This is a genomic window from Mycobacterium sp. SA01, assembly GCF_041287105.1.
GTDB lineage: Bacteria > Actinomycetota > Actinomycetes > Mycobacteriales > Mycobacteriaceae > Mycobacterium.
The window spans coordinates 333,502-348,399 of sequence record NZ_JBGGNO010000016.1 but is presented as its reverse complement, the minus strand read 5'-3'; the positions used below and the strand labels follow the sequence as shown (position 1 = coordinate 348,399).

10 protein-coding genes are annotated in these 14,898 nt (G+C 67.1%); 6 read left to right on the top strand and 4 right to left on the bottom strand.

The features are described from left to right. Positions 1-30 precede the first annotated feature (30 nt). Positions 31-1,035, bottom strand: coding sequence for a PHP domain-containing protein (locus AB4879_RS09405; RefSeq protein WP_370507373.1), 1,005 nt, complete (start codon positions 1,033-1,035; stop codon positions 31-33). 105 nt (positions 1,036-1,140) lie between these two features. Here AB4879_RS09405 and AB4879_RS09400 point away from each other — a divergent pair, with 105 nt between their 5' ends. From AB4879_RS09400 to AB4879_RS09385, 4 genes are read left to right on the top strand one after another with little or no spacing between them, the layout of a single operon-like run. Next, positions 1,141-1,521, top strand: a complete 381-nt coding sequence (locus AB4879_RS09400) for an ArsR/SmtB family transcription factor (protein ID WP_370507372.1) — start codon at positions 1,141-1,143, stop codon at positions 1,519-1,521. Continuing rightward, positions 1,518-3,161 carry a SulP family inorganic anion transporter gene (locus tag AB4879_RS09395; protein ID WP_370507371.1) on the top strand — a complete coding sequence of 548 codons (1,644 nt, stop codon included), beginning with the start codon at positions 1,518-1,520 and terminating at the stop codon, positions 3,159-3,161. Before AB4879_RS09400 ends, AB4879_RS09395 begins: the two co-directional genes overlap by 4 nt. A 23-nt stretch (positions 3,162-3,184) precedes the next feature. Then, positions 3,185-3,445, top strand: coding sequence for a hypothetical protein (locus AB4879_RS09390; RefSeq protein ID WP_370507370.1), 261 nt, complete (start codon positions 3,185-3,187; stop codon positions 3,443-3,445). Between the two features lie 37 nt (positions 3,446-3,482). Continuing rightward, positions 3,483-4,325, top strand: a complete 843-nt coding sequence (locus AB4879_RS09385) for an LLM class F420-dependent oxidoreductase (RefSeq protein WP_370507369.1) — start codon at positions 3,483-3,485, stop codon at positions 4,323-4,325. Positions 4,326-4,693: 368 nt separating this feature from the next. Here AB4879_RS09385 and AB4879_RS09380 read toward each other — a convergent pair whose 3' ends face one another. Further along, a complete protein-coding gene (locus AB4879_RS09380) occupies positions 4,694-6,160 on the bottom strand; it encodes a glutamate synthase subunit beta (RefSeq protein ID WP_102805997.1) in 1,467 nt (488 codons plus the stop codon). After that, the gene (gene gltB / locus AB4879_RS09375) at positions 6,153-10,727 is read right to left on the bottom strand and encodes a glutamate synthase large subunit (protein WP_370507368.1); all 4,575 of its coding nucleotides are present in this window, start codon (positions 10,725-10,727) and stop codon (positions 6,153-6,155) included. Before gltB ends, AB4879_RS09380 begins: the two co-directional genes overlap by 8 nt. A 534-nt stretch (positions 10,728-11,261) precedes the next feature. Here gltB and AB4879_RS09370 point away from each other — a divergent pair. Both AB4879_RS09370 and AB4879_RS09365 read left to right on the top strand, forming a co-directional pair. Continuing rightward, the gene (locus tag AB4879_RS09370) at positions 11,262-12,317 is read left to right on the top strand and encodes a MinD/ParA family protein (RefSeq protein ID WP_370507367.1); all 1,056 of its coding nucleotides are present in this window, start codon (positions 11,262-11,264) and stop codon (positions 12,315-12,317) included. Continuing rightward, positions 12,304-13,056 (top strand): serine/threonine-protein kinase, encoded by a 753-nt coding sequence (locus AB4879_RS09365; RefSeq protein ID WP_370507365.1) that lies wholly within the window; start codon positions 12,304-12,306, stop codon positions 13,054-13,056. Before AB4879_RS09370 ends, AB4879_RS09365 begins: the two co-directional genes overlap by 14 nt. On the opposite strand, the gene eccA is transcribed toward AB4879_RS09365, so the two are convergent. Further along, entirely contained in the window at positions 13,046-14,896 is a 1,851-nt protein-coding gene (eccA, locus tag AB4879_RS09360) for a type VII secretion AAA-ATPase EccA (protein WP_370507364.1), read from the bottom strand. The two genes, AB4879_RS09365 and eccA, sit on opposite strands and share 11 nt — an antisense overlap. Positions 14,897-14,898 lie beyond the last annotated feature (2 nt).

Sequence of the window (14,898 nt, the reverse complement as noted above, 5' to 3'; positions counted from 1 at the left end):
GGCGTCATTCTCGAACTCAACGACCGGCAATCAGCTTGCGGCCCAAGCCAACAGCTTCTCGACGGGCCAGGTGTTGACGATCCGTTCGACCGGAACCTCGCTGTCGACGGCGCGCTGCGCACCATAGCCGAGGAAATCCAGCTGGCCCGGGGCGTGGGCGTCGGTGTCGATCGAGAAATCGCAGCCGATGTCCAACGCCATTTTCAGCAGCCGGGTCGGCGGGTCGCGACGCTCGGGCCGCGAGTTGATCTCCACCGCGGCGTTGTTGTCCCGGCACGCGGCGAACACCTTCTCGGCGTCGAACTTCGACTCCGGCCGCAGGCCGCGGTTGCCGGTGACCAGCCGGCCCGTGCAGTGGCCGAGGACGTTGACCCGCGAGTTGGTCACGGCGCGAACCATCCGCCTCGTCATCGACGGTTCATCCATGGCCAGCTTCGAGTGCACGCTGGCGACGACGACGTCGAGGCGGTCCAGCAACTCGGGCTCCTGGTCCAGCGTCCCGTCATCGAGGATGTCGACCTCGATGCCGGTGAGGATCCGGAACGGCGCCATCTTCTCCCGCAGCTCGTCGATGACGTCGAGCTGATGGCGCAGCCGGTCCGGCGAGAGCCCGTTGGCGATGGTCAGCCGCGGCGAATGGTCGGTCAGCACGCAGTACTCGTGGCCGAGCGCGGCCGCCGCGGCCATCATCTCGGGGATCGGCGCCGACCCGTCCGACCAATTGGAATGCAGGTGCAGATCGCCCCGCAGCGCCGCACGGATGTCGCCACCGCCGAGGTCCTCAGCCGAGCCGCGCAACTCGACCAGTACATCGGGTTCCTGGCCGGCCCACGCCTGCGCGATCACCTTCGCCGTCTTCGGTCCGATGCCGGGCAGGCTCTGCCAGCTGTTGGCCCGGCCGTGCCGGTCGCGGGTCTGCTCATCCAGCGCCTCGACGATGTCGGCGGCCTTGCGATAGGCCATCACCCGCCGGGAGTCTTCCCGCGCGCGGTCCTTGTAGTACGCGATCTCGCGTAGCGCGGCCACCGGGTCCATGACTCCAGTGTGCCCCGCGCGGGTGGCGGCTTTTGGCGCCCGAGCGCATCCGCGCTACGCTAATTGAGATTTCTTTCAATCCATCAAGTCATCAAGTCGAGGCTCATGGTGCCCACCAACTCTCCCGGCGGCGACGAGCGCCCGCTCTACGAGATCAAGGCCAACCTCTTCAAGGCGCTGGCGCACCCCGCGCGTATTCGCGTGCTGGAGATCTTGTCGGCCAATGACCGGCCGACCCCGGTCAGCGAGATTCTCGCGGCCACCGAGATCGAACCGACGCTGCTGTCGCAGCACCTGGCTGTCCTCAAACGCCATCACGTGGTGTCGGCGGAGCGCACCCGCAACGCCGTGCACTACGAGCTCGCCCATCCGTCGATCCGCGATCTGCTGGTGTCTGCGCGCGGCTTCCTCGCCGACACCCTCAGAGCCCGCCACGAACAGCTCTCGGCCTTCGACTCGTTGCCTCCGGTGGGAAATCCGCAGTGATCACCAAGGCCGCCGGTCAGCTGTCGCGGCTGCTTCCCCATCTCAGTGACTACGCCGACCTACCCCGGTCCTGGCGTCGCGACATCCTCGCCGGGATCACGGTGGGTGTGGTGGCCTTGCCGCTGGCGTTGGCGTTCGGCATCAGCTCGGGTGTCGGAGCGGCAGCCGGATTGATCACGGCTGTGATCGCGGGAGTTGTCGCCGCGATATTCGGCGGATCCCATGTCCAGGTGTCGGGACCGACGGGAGCGATGGCGGTGGTACTCGCGCCGATCGTGGCGCAGCACGGCATCGGCAGCGTCGCGCTCGTCACGGTCCTGGCGGGGGTGATCGTGCTGGCCGCAGGCATCACCGGCCTGGGCCGCGCGGTCACGTTCATTCCCTGGCCGGTGATCGAAGGCTTCACGCTCGGCATCGCGGCGATCATCTTCCTGCAGCAGGTGCCCGCGGCGTTCGGTGTCGAGGCTCCCAGCGGTCAACGCACGCTGGTCGCCGCCTGGACAGTCGTCGCCGAGGCCGAGTGGTCATCGGCATGGCGCACTCTCGCCGTCGTGGCGTTCGTCGCCGCGGTCATGGTCGGCCTGCCGCGCGTGCACCGCGCGATTCCCGAATCGCTGACAGCTGTCGTCGTGGCCACCCTGCTCGTCGTCGCCTTCCACTTCCCGGTGCGCGCGATCGGCAACCTGCCCGCGCATCTGCCCGCGCCGCTGGTGCCGCACGCCGATCCCGCCGCGCTGCGCACCCTGCTCGGCGCAGCGGTGGCCATCGCCGCGCTCGCCGCCATCGAATCGCTGCTGTCGGCGCGGGTGGCGGCAACCATGTCGCCGACCGGCCCCTACGATCCGGACCGCGAACTCGTCGGTCAGGGCCTGGCCTCGATGGCGTCCGGCCTGTTCGGCGGCATGCCGGCCACCGGCGCGATCGCCCGCACCGCGGTGAACGTGCGGTCAGGCGCTCGCACCCGGCTGTCGGCGATCGTCCATTCGCTGCTGTTGCTCGGCGTCGTCTATCTCGCCACCGGCCCGGTTGCGGCGATTCCGTTGTCCGCGTTGGCCGGTGTGCTGATGGTGACGTCGTTTCGGATGATCTCGCTGAGCACCGTCGCCAAGATCGTCGGCTCCACCCGCTCGGACGCGCTGGCCTTCACCCTCACCGCCGTCGTCACGGTGTGTTTCGATCTGATCGAGGCGGTCGAAATCGGCATCCTGATCGCGGCGTTCTTCGCGCTGCGGACGGTCGCGCGGCGCAGCAGCGTGGTCCGTGAGGATCTGCCCGGCCCGCCTCAGCCCGGCGACGAGCGCATCGCGCTGCTGCGATTGGACGGCGCAATGTTCTTCGGCGCCGCCGAACGACTCTCCAACGCGATCACCAACCATCCCGACGTATCGGTGGTCATCATCCGCATGTCCCAGCTGGGCATGCTGGACGCCACCGGTGCGCACACCCTCGCCGAGATCGCCGAAGACCTCGAGGCCCGGGGCGTGACCGTCATCATCAAGGGAGTGCGGCCCGAGCACATGGCGTTGCTGGCCAACATCGGCATCGTCGACGCGCTGCGCCACGAAAATCACCTGATCGACTCCCTCGACGACGCGATCGCCCACGCCCGCTCCCACGTGGCCCGCCCGGTTTATCCCTGAACGGGTTCGGGTACAAAAAGCGCATGTCAGCTCTCCAGTGGGTGGTCGCGTATGTGTGCGCAGCCACTCTCGTCGCGGGTGGTGCCATGGCGTTTGCCGCCTGGTCGCGCCGGAGCCAACTGACCAGTCCTGCCGTGGCCATCGGTCCCGCCCTACTTGCCGGCGCTCTCTGGCCGCTGGTGGTCGCCGGACTCGGCCAGTGGCTGCTCGTTCACGCGCTCGGTAGGGCGTTGCGCCGTGAGCCCGCCGGTCGCAGTGAACTGCTCCGAATGGACGCCGCCTGACAGGTGCCGGTCAGCGAACCGGACTAGGCTCGGTACAGTGCAATTCGCCTTCAAGACCTCCCCCCAAAACACCACGTGGGCCGACATGCTGGCGGTCTGGCAGGTCGCCGATGACATCGACGTCTTCCACTCCGGCTGGACCTTCGACCACTTCTATCCGATCTTCTCGGACTCGAGCGGACCCTGCCTGGAGGGCTGGACGACGCTGACCGCGCTGGCCCAGGCCACCACCCGGCTACGGCTCGGCAACCTGGTCAGCGGCATCCACTACCGGCATCCCGCGGTCCTGGCCAACATGGTGTCCGCCGTCGACATCATCTCCGGCGGCCGCCTGGAACTGGGTATCGGCGCCGGCTGGAATGAAGAAGAGTCCGGCGCATACGGCATCGAACTCGGCAGCGTCAAAGAGCGCCTGGACCGCTTCGAAGAAGCCTGCCAGGTGCTGATCGGACTGCTCAGCCAGGACACCACCAACTTCGACGGAGCCTTTTACCAACTCAAGGACGCCCGCAACGAGCCCAAAGGTCCGCAGCGGCCCCACCCGCCGATCTGCATCGGCGGCAGCGGCGAGAAGCGGACACTGCGCATCGTCGCCAAATATGCCCAGCACTGGAACTTCGCCGGCGGTACCCCCGAGGAATTCGCCCACAAGCTCAACGTTCTGGCATCGCACTGCGCCGACATCGGTCGCGACCCGAGCGAGATCATGACCTCCGCTCACGTCCGGCTCAGCGAGGACCACGACTACGCCAAGGCGATCGACGAGGCCGCGGCCCTGGGGTCCGAGGGTCTGGATCTGGCGATCGTGTACCTGCCCCCGCCGCACGATCCGGCCGTGCTCGAGCCGCTGGCCGAAGCGATCCGGGATTCAGGGCTCTAGATAACAGCCTGGTAACGGCCGGCAAAGCTGCGCCTGCGTCAACTACCGCCGAAATCAGTTGCTAGAAACCGAAGCGGACGAGCTCGTCGGCCGTGACCAGGCGCTCGTGCTTGGCCGGCCACTCGCGGCTTCTCACTGGGTGACGGAAGAAGGACCAGGCAATACGCCCGACCCGGGAACGAGATATCGGGTTGAGGTACACAAGGATCACTCCTGTGGTCGGATCTCAGCTCAGGCGGAGCCCCACGTTACCGCAACGCTCACTCCAGCAATTAGACACAGATCACACCGCAAACGGCAAGAGGCGCGCCGCCGATTAATCCGATGATTCTGGTGGGACTGGAGTTATCAGTGTGGCCTTGAATTGATCAGCGCTGCGGGGCTGCGGTCGGCTTGATCGGCGCCGGCAACGCGGAGTGACCCATCAGGTAGCGGTCCACACCCTTGGCGGCGGCGCGGCCTTCCGCGATTGCCCAGACGATCAGCGACTGGCCGCGGCCCATATCGCCGGCGACGAAGACACCGGGCACGGAGGTGCCGAACTCGTTGTCGCGGGCGACGTTGCCCCGATCGGTGAGCTCCACGCCCAGGTCGGTGAGCAAGCCCGGCTTCTCCGGTCCGACAAAGCCCATCGCCAGCAGCACCAGGTCCGCCTCGAGCTCGAAGTCGGTGCCGTCGACCTTCTCGAACTTGCCGTTCTTCATCACCACTTCATGCGCGCGAAGACCGGTGACCTTGCCCTCGTGGCCGACGAACTTCTCGGTGTTGACCGAGAACACCCGCTCGCCGCCCTCCTCATGAGCCGAGGACACCCGGAACATCAGGGGGTACGTCGGCCAGGGGGTCGAGTCGGCCCGGGTCTCGGGCGGCCGCGGCATGATCTCGAACTGGTGGATGCTGGCCGCGCCCTGGCGATGGGCGGTGCCCAGGCAGTCGGCGCCCGTGTCGCCGCCGCCGATGATGACGACCTTCTTGCCCTTGGCGGTGATCGGCGGCTGACCGTTCTCGTCGAGTACCGGGTCGCCGTGGGTGGCCTTGTTGGCCCACGGCAGGTACTCCATGGCCTGATATACGCCTTCGAACTGGCGGCCCGGGATCGGCAGATCCCGCCAGTCGGTGGCGCCGCCGGCGAGGACGACCGCGTCGAAGTCGGCGCGCAGCTGGTCGGCGCTGATGTCGACCCCGACGTTGACGCCGGCGCGGAACTTGGTGCCCTCGGCTTCCATCTGAGCCAGGCGCCGATCGATGTGACGCTTCTCCATCTTGAATTCGGGGATCCCGTAGCGCAGCAGTCCACCGATGCGGTCGGCCCGCTCGAAGACGGTGACGTCGTGCCCGGCACGGGTCAGCTGCTGGGCAGCCGCCAACCCGGCGGGGCCGGAGCCGACGACGGCGACCTTCTTGCCGGTGATGACGTGCGGCGGCATCGGGACGACCCAGCCCTCGTCGAAGGCGTTGTCGATGATCTCGACCTCGACCTGCTTGATGGTCACCGGATCCTGATTGATGCCCAGCACGCAGGAGGCCTCACACGGCGCCGGGCACAGCCGGCCGGTGAACTCCGGGAAGTTGTTGGTGGCGTGCAGCCGCTCGATCGCGTCACGCCACCGATCCCGGTACACCAGGTCGTTCCACTCCGGGATCAGGTTGCCCAGCGGGCAGCCGTTGTGGCAGAACGGGATTCCGCAGTCCATGCAGCGCGAGGCCTGCTTCTCCAGGGTGTCCTGGGAGAAGTCCTCGTAGACCTCTTTCCAGTCTTTGAGTCGCAGGTCCACCGGCCGGCGCACCGGCGTCTCACGCGCGGTGATCTTCAGGAAGCCACTCGGGTCACCCATGAGCGGCCGCCATGATCGCCTTGTCGACATCCTCGCCGGCAGCTTCAGCCTCGGCGATCGCCTGCAGCACGGCCTTGTAGTCGCGCGGCATCACTTTCACGAAATTACCTACCTGTCCGGACCAGTCAGCCAAGATGCGCTGGCCCACAACCGAATCGGTGGCGTCCACATGCGCGACGATGATGTCGCGCAGCCACTCGACGTCGGCGTCGTCGAACTCGTCGATATCGACCATCTCGGTGTTGAGATTGGCCGGCAGCCTGCCGTCGGGGTCGTAGACGTAGGCGACGCCACCGGACATGCCCGCCGCGAAGTTGCGGCCGGTCTCGCCGAGAATCACCACCCGTCCGCCGGTCATGTACTCGCAGCCATGGTCACCGACGCCCTCGACCACGGCGTGCGCACCGGAGTTGCGCACCGCGAACCGCTCGCCCACCGTGCCGCGGATGAACGCGGTACCACTGGTGGCGCCGAACAGGATCACGTTGCCGCCGATGATGTTGGCTTCGGCCACATAGTCTTCCGGCGCCTTGTCCGACGGCCGTAGCACGAGCCGTCCGCCGGAGAGCCCCTTGCCGACGTAATCGTTCGCGTCGCCGTAGACCCGAAGCGTCACACCCTTGGGCACGAACGCACCGAAGCTGTTGCCCGCCGAACCGTCGAAGGTGATATCGATGGTTCCGTCCGGAAGTCCATTGGCGCCATAGGCTTTGGTCAGCTCGTGGCCGAGCATCGTGCCGACAGTCCGGTTGGTGTTGGCGATCGTCGTCGAGAAGCGAACCGGAGTGCCGGAATCCAGCGCCTCTCGGCTCATCACGATCAGCTGCTGATCCAGCGCCTTGTCCAGGCCGTGGTCTTGGCGTGAACTGCAGTACAGATCCTGATTCATGAACGCCGAATCCGGCTCGTGCAGAACCGGCGTCAGGTCCAGCTTGTGGGCCCGCCAATGCTCGGCAGCCTTCGCGGTATCCAGCGCGTTGACCTGGCCGACCATCTCGTTGATGGTGCGGAAGCCCAGCTGAGCCATCAACTCGCGAACCTCTTCAGCGATGAACATGAAGAAGTTCTCGACGAATTCCGGCTTGCCGTCGAAGCGTTCGCGCAATACCGGGTTCTGCGTGGCCACACCCACCGGGCAGGTGTCCAGGTGGCAGACCCGCATCATGATGCAGCCCGACACCACCAGCGGCGCGGTCGCGAAGCCGAACTCCTCGGCACCCAGCAGAGCAGCGACCACCACGTCACGGCCGGTCTTGAGCTGGCCGTCGACCTGCACCACGATCCGGTCACGCAATCCGTTGAGCAGCAGCGTCTGCTGGGTCTCGGCCAGGCCGAGCTCCCACGGTGCACCCGCGTGCTTCTGGGACGTCAGCGGCGTGGCGCCGGTGCCGCCGTCGTGGCCGGAGATCAGCACCACGTCGGCGTGCGCCTTGGACACGCCGGCCGCGACCGTGCCGACACCGTTCTCGCTCACCAGCTTCACGTGCACGCGGGCCTGCGGGTTGGCGTTCTTCAGGTCGTGGATCAGCTGTGCCAGATCCTCGATCGAATAGATGTCATGATGCGGCGGCGGCGAGATCAAGCCGACGCCTGGCGTGGAATGCCGCACCTCGGCCACCCACGGGTAGACCTTGTGGCCCGGAAGTTGGCCGCCCTCACCTGGTTTGGCGCCCTGGGCCATCTTGATCTGGATGTCGGTGCAGTTCGTCAGGTAGTGCGACGTCACACCGAAGCGACCGGAGGCGACCTGCTTGATGGCGCTGCGGCGCCAGTCGCCGTTGGGCTCACGCTCGAAACGGCTGACGGCCTCACCGCCCTCGCCTGAGTTCGACCGCCCGCCAAGGCGGTTCATCGCGATCGCCAGGGTCTCGTGCGCCTCGGCCGAGATCGAGCCGTAGCTCATCGCCCCGGTGGAGAACCGCTTGACGATCTCGCTGGCCGGCTCGACTTCTTCGATCGGAATCGACTGCCGCACACCATCTTTGAACTTCAGCAGGCCGCGCAGCGACGCCATCCGCTCACTCTGGTCGTCGACCAGCTGGGTGTACTCCTTGAAGACCTTGTACTGGCCGGTGCGGGTGGAGTGCTGCAGCTTGAACACCGTGTCCGGGTTGAACAGGTGGTATTCACCCTCGCGGCGCCACTGGTATTCGCCGCCGACCTCGAGCTCGCGATGTGCGCGCTCGTCGGGGCGGTCCAGATAGGCCAGCTGATGGCGGGTGGCGACGTCGGCGGCGATGTCATCCAGATCGATCCCGCCGACCGGGCAGTGCAGACCGGTGAAGTACTCGTCGAGCACCTGCTGGGAGATGCCGATGGCCTGGTAGAGCTGCGAGCCGGTGTAGGAGGCCAGGGTGGAGATGCCCATCTTGGACATCACCTTCAGCACACCCTTGCCTGCGGCCTTGATGTAGTTCTGCAGCGCCTTCTCACGGCTGATGCCCTCGATCACCCCACGGCCGATCATGTCGTCGATCGACTCGAACGCCATGTACGGGTTGATCGCGGCGGCCCCGAAGCTGACCAGGGCGGCCATGTGGTGCACCTCGCGGGCGTCGCCGGCCTCCACGACCAGGCCGACCTGGGTGCGGGTCCGGGTGCGAACGAGGTGGTGGTGAATGGCCGCCACCGAGAGCAGCGACGGGATGGGCGCCAGGTTCTCGTTGGACTCGCGGTCGGAGATGATCAGGATCCGGGCGCCGTCGGCGATGGCCTTCGACGCCGCGTCACGAATGTCATCGAGCGCACGGCGCAAACCCTCGCCGCCCTTGGCGACGGGATACAGACATCGGATGACGGCAGAGCGCATGCCGTGCTTGCGGCCGCGAACGGTGTCGTCCGGGTTGAGGTTGATCAGCTTGGCCAGTTCGTGGTTGCGCAGGATCGGCTGGCGAAGCCCGATCTGGTGGCACGACTCCGGCTGCGGGTTGAGCAGGTCGCCTTCCGGGCCGACGGTGCCCTGCAGGCTGGTCACCACTTCTTCGCGGATGGCGTCCAGCGGCGGGTTGGTCACCTGGGCGAACAGCTGCTGGAAGTAGTCGAACAGCATCCGTGGCCGCGACGAGAGCACCGCGATCGGGGTGTCGGTGCCCATCGAGCCCAGCGGCTCCGCTCCGGTCCGCGCCATCGGCGCGACCAGCAGGTTGAGCTCTTCGTAGGTGTAGCCGAAGGCCTGCTGGCGCAGCACCACGCGGTGGTGCGGCATCCGCACATACGGGCCCTGCGGCAGATTGTCGAGATGGAACTGCTGGTCGTCCAGCCATTCCTGGTAGGGCTCGCCGGAGGCCAGTTCGGCCTTGATCTCCTCGTCGGAGACGATGCGGCCCTGGGCGGTGTCGACCAGGAACATCCGGCCGGGCTGCAGGCGCATGCGTTTGACCACGGTGGCCGGGTCCAGATCGAGCACCCCGGCCTCGGAGGCCATCACCACGAGGCCGTCCTCGGTGACCCAGATGCGCGACGGACGCAGGCCGTTGCGGTCGAGCACCGCGCCGACGACCGTGCCGTCGGAGAAGCACACCGAGGCCGGTCCATCCCACGGCTCCATCAACGAGCTGTGGTACTGGTAGAACGCCCGCCGGGCAGGGTCCATCGACTCGTTGCGCTCCCAGGCCTCCGGGATCATCATCAGCACCGAGTGCGCGAGGCTGCGCCCACCGAGGTGCAGCAGTTCGAGTACCTCGTCGAAGCGGGCGGTATCCGAGGCGCCGGGGGTGCAGACCGGGAAGATCTTCTCGACGTCGGTGCCGAAGATGTCAGTCTTGATGAGCGCCTCACGGGCGCGCATCCAGTTCTCGTTGCCGGTGACGGTGTTGATCTCCCCGTTGTGGGCGACCCGCCGGAACGGGTGGGCCAGCGGCCACGACGGGAATGTGTTGGTGGAGAACCGCGAGTGCACGATGCCCAGCGCGCTTTCCAGCCGGTCGTCCTGCAGATCGAGGTAGAAGGCCTTGAGCTGCGGGGTGGTCAGCATGCCCTTGTAGACAAAGGTCTGGCCGGAAAGGCTTGGGAAATAAACGGTTTCACGACCCGGACCATCCTGGCCGGGGCCCTTGGAACCCAGCTCGTGCTCGGCACGCTTGCGGATCACGTAGGCCTTGCGCTCCAGCTCCATGCCGGACGCGCCACCGATGAACACCTGGCGGAAGGTCGGCATCGCGTCCCGGGACAACGCACCCAGCGACGAGTCGTCGGTGGGGACGTCGCGCCAGCCGATGACGTCGAGGCCCTCGGCCTCGACGATCTTCTCGACGCCCTCGCAGGCGGTGGCCGCGTCGCGGGACGACTGCGGCAGGAACGCGATGCCGGTGGCGTAGGAGCCCTCGGCAGGAAGCTCGAAGTCGACCACGGCACGCAGGAACGCGTCGGGAACCTGAAGCAGGATGCCCGCGCCGTCACCGCTGTGCGGCTCGGCGCCTGCCGCGCCGCGGTGCTCGAGGTTCAGCAGCGCGGTGATCGCCTTGTCCACGATGTCGCGGCTGCGACGGCCGTGCATGTCCACCACCATGGCGACGCCACATGAGTCGTGCTCATATGCGGGGTTGTACAGCCCGACACTCCTGGGCATTCGCACCTGACCCTTCACAAGCTTTTGTGCGCGGTGGTTCGTCGACGTCACCGCGCCCCGCCAGGGATTCCTCCGTGCGTCACTGAACGGGGCTCCACTGTGGTGTCAACAAGTCGTAAAACGATATGTCAAACCCCGCCTGACATGCCAACTTAGTCTAGGCTTACTTGGTTGCTCTGCTGCGGGAATCGAAGACGTGATCGCCGGGGCCATTCGGCTGCGGAATCCGTTGTCCTCGACCTCTTTTGATGGCCAGATGCCCGGTTCGCGCACCGGGGGACCGACGGGGAGCTCCGTTCGCCGTGGCGGTGGTTGTTTGCTGAGGGCGTAGGGTGCCCACCCGGCGGCTGCGGTGTACCTCACATCAGCCGTCGTCACCGGCACCACGCGCCACACAGCGGTCCGGCCCGAGACTTTGCGCAAACTCTGGTCGGATTCTTAGCTTTACCTCGTCCAAACCGACAAATCGCAGGAAAAGCCCGGGTGAGGACCGGCAAAACGTCGATCTCGGAGAGACCAGCGATACTGAATACGATGACCGACCGCGACGACCACCGATACCGGCAGGGCCCGCCTCCGCCGGAGTACGGCGGCCCGCCCACTGAGCGGCTGCCCCGTATCGAGGTCCCGCCCCCCATGCGACCGATGCCGCGGGCGCCGTATCCCGCGGTTCCGACGCCGTCGCCGGTCCGGCGGCCCAAGCCCAAGCCGACCCGGGGTTGGCGCCGCGGCGTCCATGCCGCGACGTTCGGGCTGGTGAACCCTGGTCCGTCGCGCGAGGACAAGCGTCAGGCCGCGATGGAGGCCATGGTGGCCGCCCCGTTGCGCGGCCACTACAAGATCGGCGTGCTGGGCAAGGGTGGTGTCGGCAAGACGACGGTGTCGGCCAGCGTCGGGTGTGTGCTGGCCGAGCTTCGCCGCGGGGACCGGGTGGTGGCGGTGGACGCCGACACCGCGTTCGGCCGGCTCGGCAGCCGGATCGACCCGCGCGCCGACGGCTCCTACTGGGAGCTGGCCAAGAACAAGAACCTGCGCTCGTTCGCCGAGGTGCTCACCCGGATGGGCAGCAACTCGTCGGGATTGTTCGTGCTGGCCGGGGAGAACGGCAGTCGCCGCGGGATTCTGGACCCGGCGATCTACCGCGAGGCCACCATGCGGCTCGACCGGCACTTCACGATCTCGATCGTCGACTGCGGTTCGACGATGGACGCCCCCGTCACCCAGGAGGCGATGCGCGACATGGACGCGCTGATCGTGGTGTCCTCGCCCTGGCCGGACGGGGCGTCAGCCGCCGCACAGACGATGGAATGGCTTGCCGCTCATGGTAAGACCGGCTTGATGCAGCGCTCGGTGATCGTGCTCAATGATTCCGACGGGCACTCCGACAAGAAGACGCGCGGGGTGCTGGCCGACCAGTTCCGCTCCAGGCGACAGGCGGTGGTGGAGGTGCCCTTCGATCCGGGCCTGCGCCCGGGAGGTGTCATCAACAGCACCGCTGAGATGTCGGTGCCGACCCGCCGGGCGTTCGTCGAAGTGGCAGCGGTCATTTCGCAATTCTTCGCGACCATACCGCCCCGTGGACCCCGTTAGTATCGGCGGCTACGTCGTCGAATCCGTGCTCGGCACAGGCGGTGCGGGCACTGTCTACCTGGCGCACGATTCAGGCAAGCGCGTCGCGCTCAAGATTTCCACATCCGGTGCACCCCCAGCTCTGGTCCATCCCAATATCGTGCCGGTGTACGACCACGGCACGGCCCCGGACGGAAAGCACTGGCTGGCAATGCAGTACGCGGCAGGCGGGGACGCGGACCGCGAATTACGTGCCGGACGAATGTCGCCGGCACGGGCAGTGCACATCATCGCCGGCATCGCTCGCGGGCTGGACTTCGCCCACGCGCAGAGAGTCGTGCATGGTGACGTGAAGCCGTCGAATTTCCTGCTGGACGGCGATGACCGCGCGCTGCTGGCAGATTTCGGGTCGCGGCCGTTCGCCGCAGATGGCATGGTGCTGACGTCCGCTGCCTACGCGGCGCCGGAGATGTTGCGGGGCAGCGAAGTCGACGGACGGGCCGACGTGTATTCGTTGGGCTGCTCACTGTTTCGGCTGCTGACCGGCAAGCCGCCGTTCTTCGACGCCGAATCGAAGGACCAGGTGGTGCACGCGCACCTGTACCGCGAGCCGCCCCGCGTCACCGAGTTGGCGCCGTGGTTGCCGGTGGCGATGGACGACGTCATTGCCACGGCGATGGCGAAGAACCCGGAGGCGCGCTACCCGAGCGCGGGCGCGCTTGCACGCGCCGCCGCGGCGGCGCTACAGGTCAAAGGCTGATGGGCACATGCTTTTCCGCGCATGCGTCGGCGACCGCGGCCATCAGGTCCTGGGTGCGTAGCGTCTCGAGATCCTCGACCGTCACCGAGCCGCGGCTGGTGCGGTTCTGGGCGGCCACCCGTGAATCACGCAGCCGCTCCGCGCGCTCCACGACGTTGCGGGCGAACCGGCCGTTCTGCATGACGTCGATACCGTGGGTGCCGTCGGGAGCGAGGTAGGCCCGCAACTTGCGGCACGCCGCGTTCAGCGCGTCCTGCGCGGCGGGTTCGATCACGGTGGCGCGCGGCCCGCCGTAACGGACGGCGATCTGCACCAACTCGTCGGGGCTGTAGGACTCGAACCGCAGCTTCCGATTGAAGCGTCCCGCCAAACCCGGGTTCACGGTGAGGAATTCGTCGACTTCCTTCTCGTAGCCGGCGCCGATGAAACAGAAGTCGAAGCGGTGCACCTCCAAGGCGACCAGCAACTGGTTCACCGCTTCCATTCCGATCATGTCCGGCCGCCCGTCGTGATGGCGCTCCACCAGGGAATAGAACTCGTCCATGAACAGGATGCGACCCAGCGAACGGCTGATCAGCTCATTGGTTTTCGGCCCCGACGACCCGATGTGCTCACCGCAGAAGTCGGCGCGCTTGACCTCGATGATCTCCGGATGCCGGACGATGCCCAGCCCGGCGTAGATCTTGCCGAGCGCTTCGGCCGTCGTCGTCTTACCGGTTCCGGGTGGACCCACCAACAACATGTGGTTGGTCTGGTTGGTCACCGGTAGGCCGTGGGCCAGCCGCAGCTCGCGGACCTCGATCTGATCTTCGAGCTCGGCGACCGCCCGCTTGACGTCGGCCAGGCCCACCTGGTTGTTCAGCAGCGCACGGCCTTCGGCCAGCAGCTCGGTCCGCCGCTCAGCGTTCTCCTCTTCGGCCCGCTCGTTCTCCGACTGCTCGGTGCTGGCGTCCCACTTGTTGGAGCGGCTGTTGATCGTGTCCTCGTCGGTGACGACCAACTGCAGCCGCTGATCGGCCAGCGCCTGTTTGGCCGGGTCGATCAGCACACCGTTGATCGTGGCCTTCGACAACCAGATCTGCGCCTTGTCCTCCTCGCCGAGCTGGCGGTGCGCCATCCCCCGGACATACGCGAGGTCTGCTGCGATGAGCGGGAATTCGAGCGGATCGATCGCGGTGACCGCCGTATCCAGCAGGCTGTGCCTGCGCGTCTCGGCGGCGCCCCGCTCGGTGCGCAACTCCACCCGGTCTGCCCAATCGAGTGCCACCCGGCCCTGCCCCAGATGCGCGGCGGCGTGCGCGGCCAGCGCGTTGGTGGCCGCCGTCACCGCCGACATGATGATCGCCTGAGGGGGCAGCACCCGAGCCGCCTCGGCGATGACGTCGGGCCAGCGCTGGGTGGCGAACATCAGATACGCCCGGACGTACTGCTGCCACTGATGGTTTTCCCAGGTGTCCAGCAGCGCCGAATCCTCCAACACCGCTTCGGCTTTCTCGAACTGCTCGTCGTCGACCAGCGCGCTGGCCAGCGCCAGACCGGCGTGCGAGGACTCGGTGACGGTGATCGACAGGTACGGCCCGGCCTTGATCGGCGCGCCCAGACGTACACCGAGCCGGTTGGACTCGCGGTGCAACCGCGATCCGTAGGCGAACAGCTGCTGCAGGGAATCCAGCGCGTCGTCGCCGGCGGAGATCCGGCCCAACCACGCATCTGCCATCGACGGGTCGATGCCGGTGGCGTCGCGGAAATGCCGCAGCGCGGTCGCGGGATCGGACTCCAGCACGGCCATCGCCTGGTCGAACTGGCGACGGGCGGCCGCGGTATCTGCACTACTGGTCATGA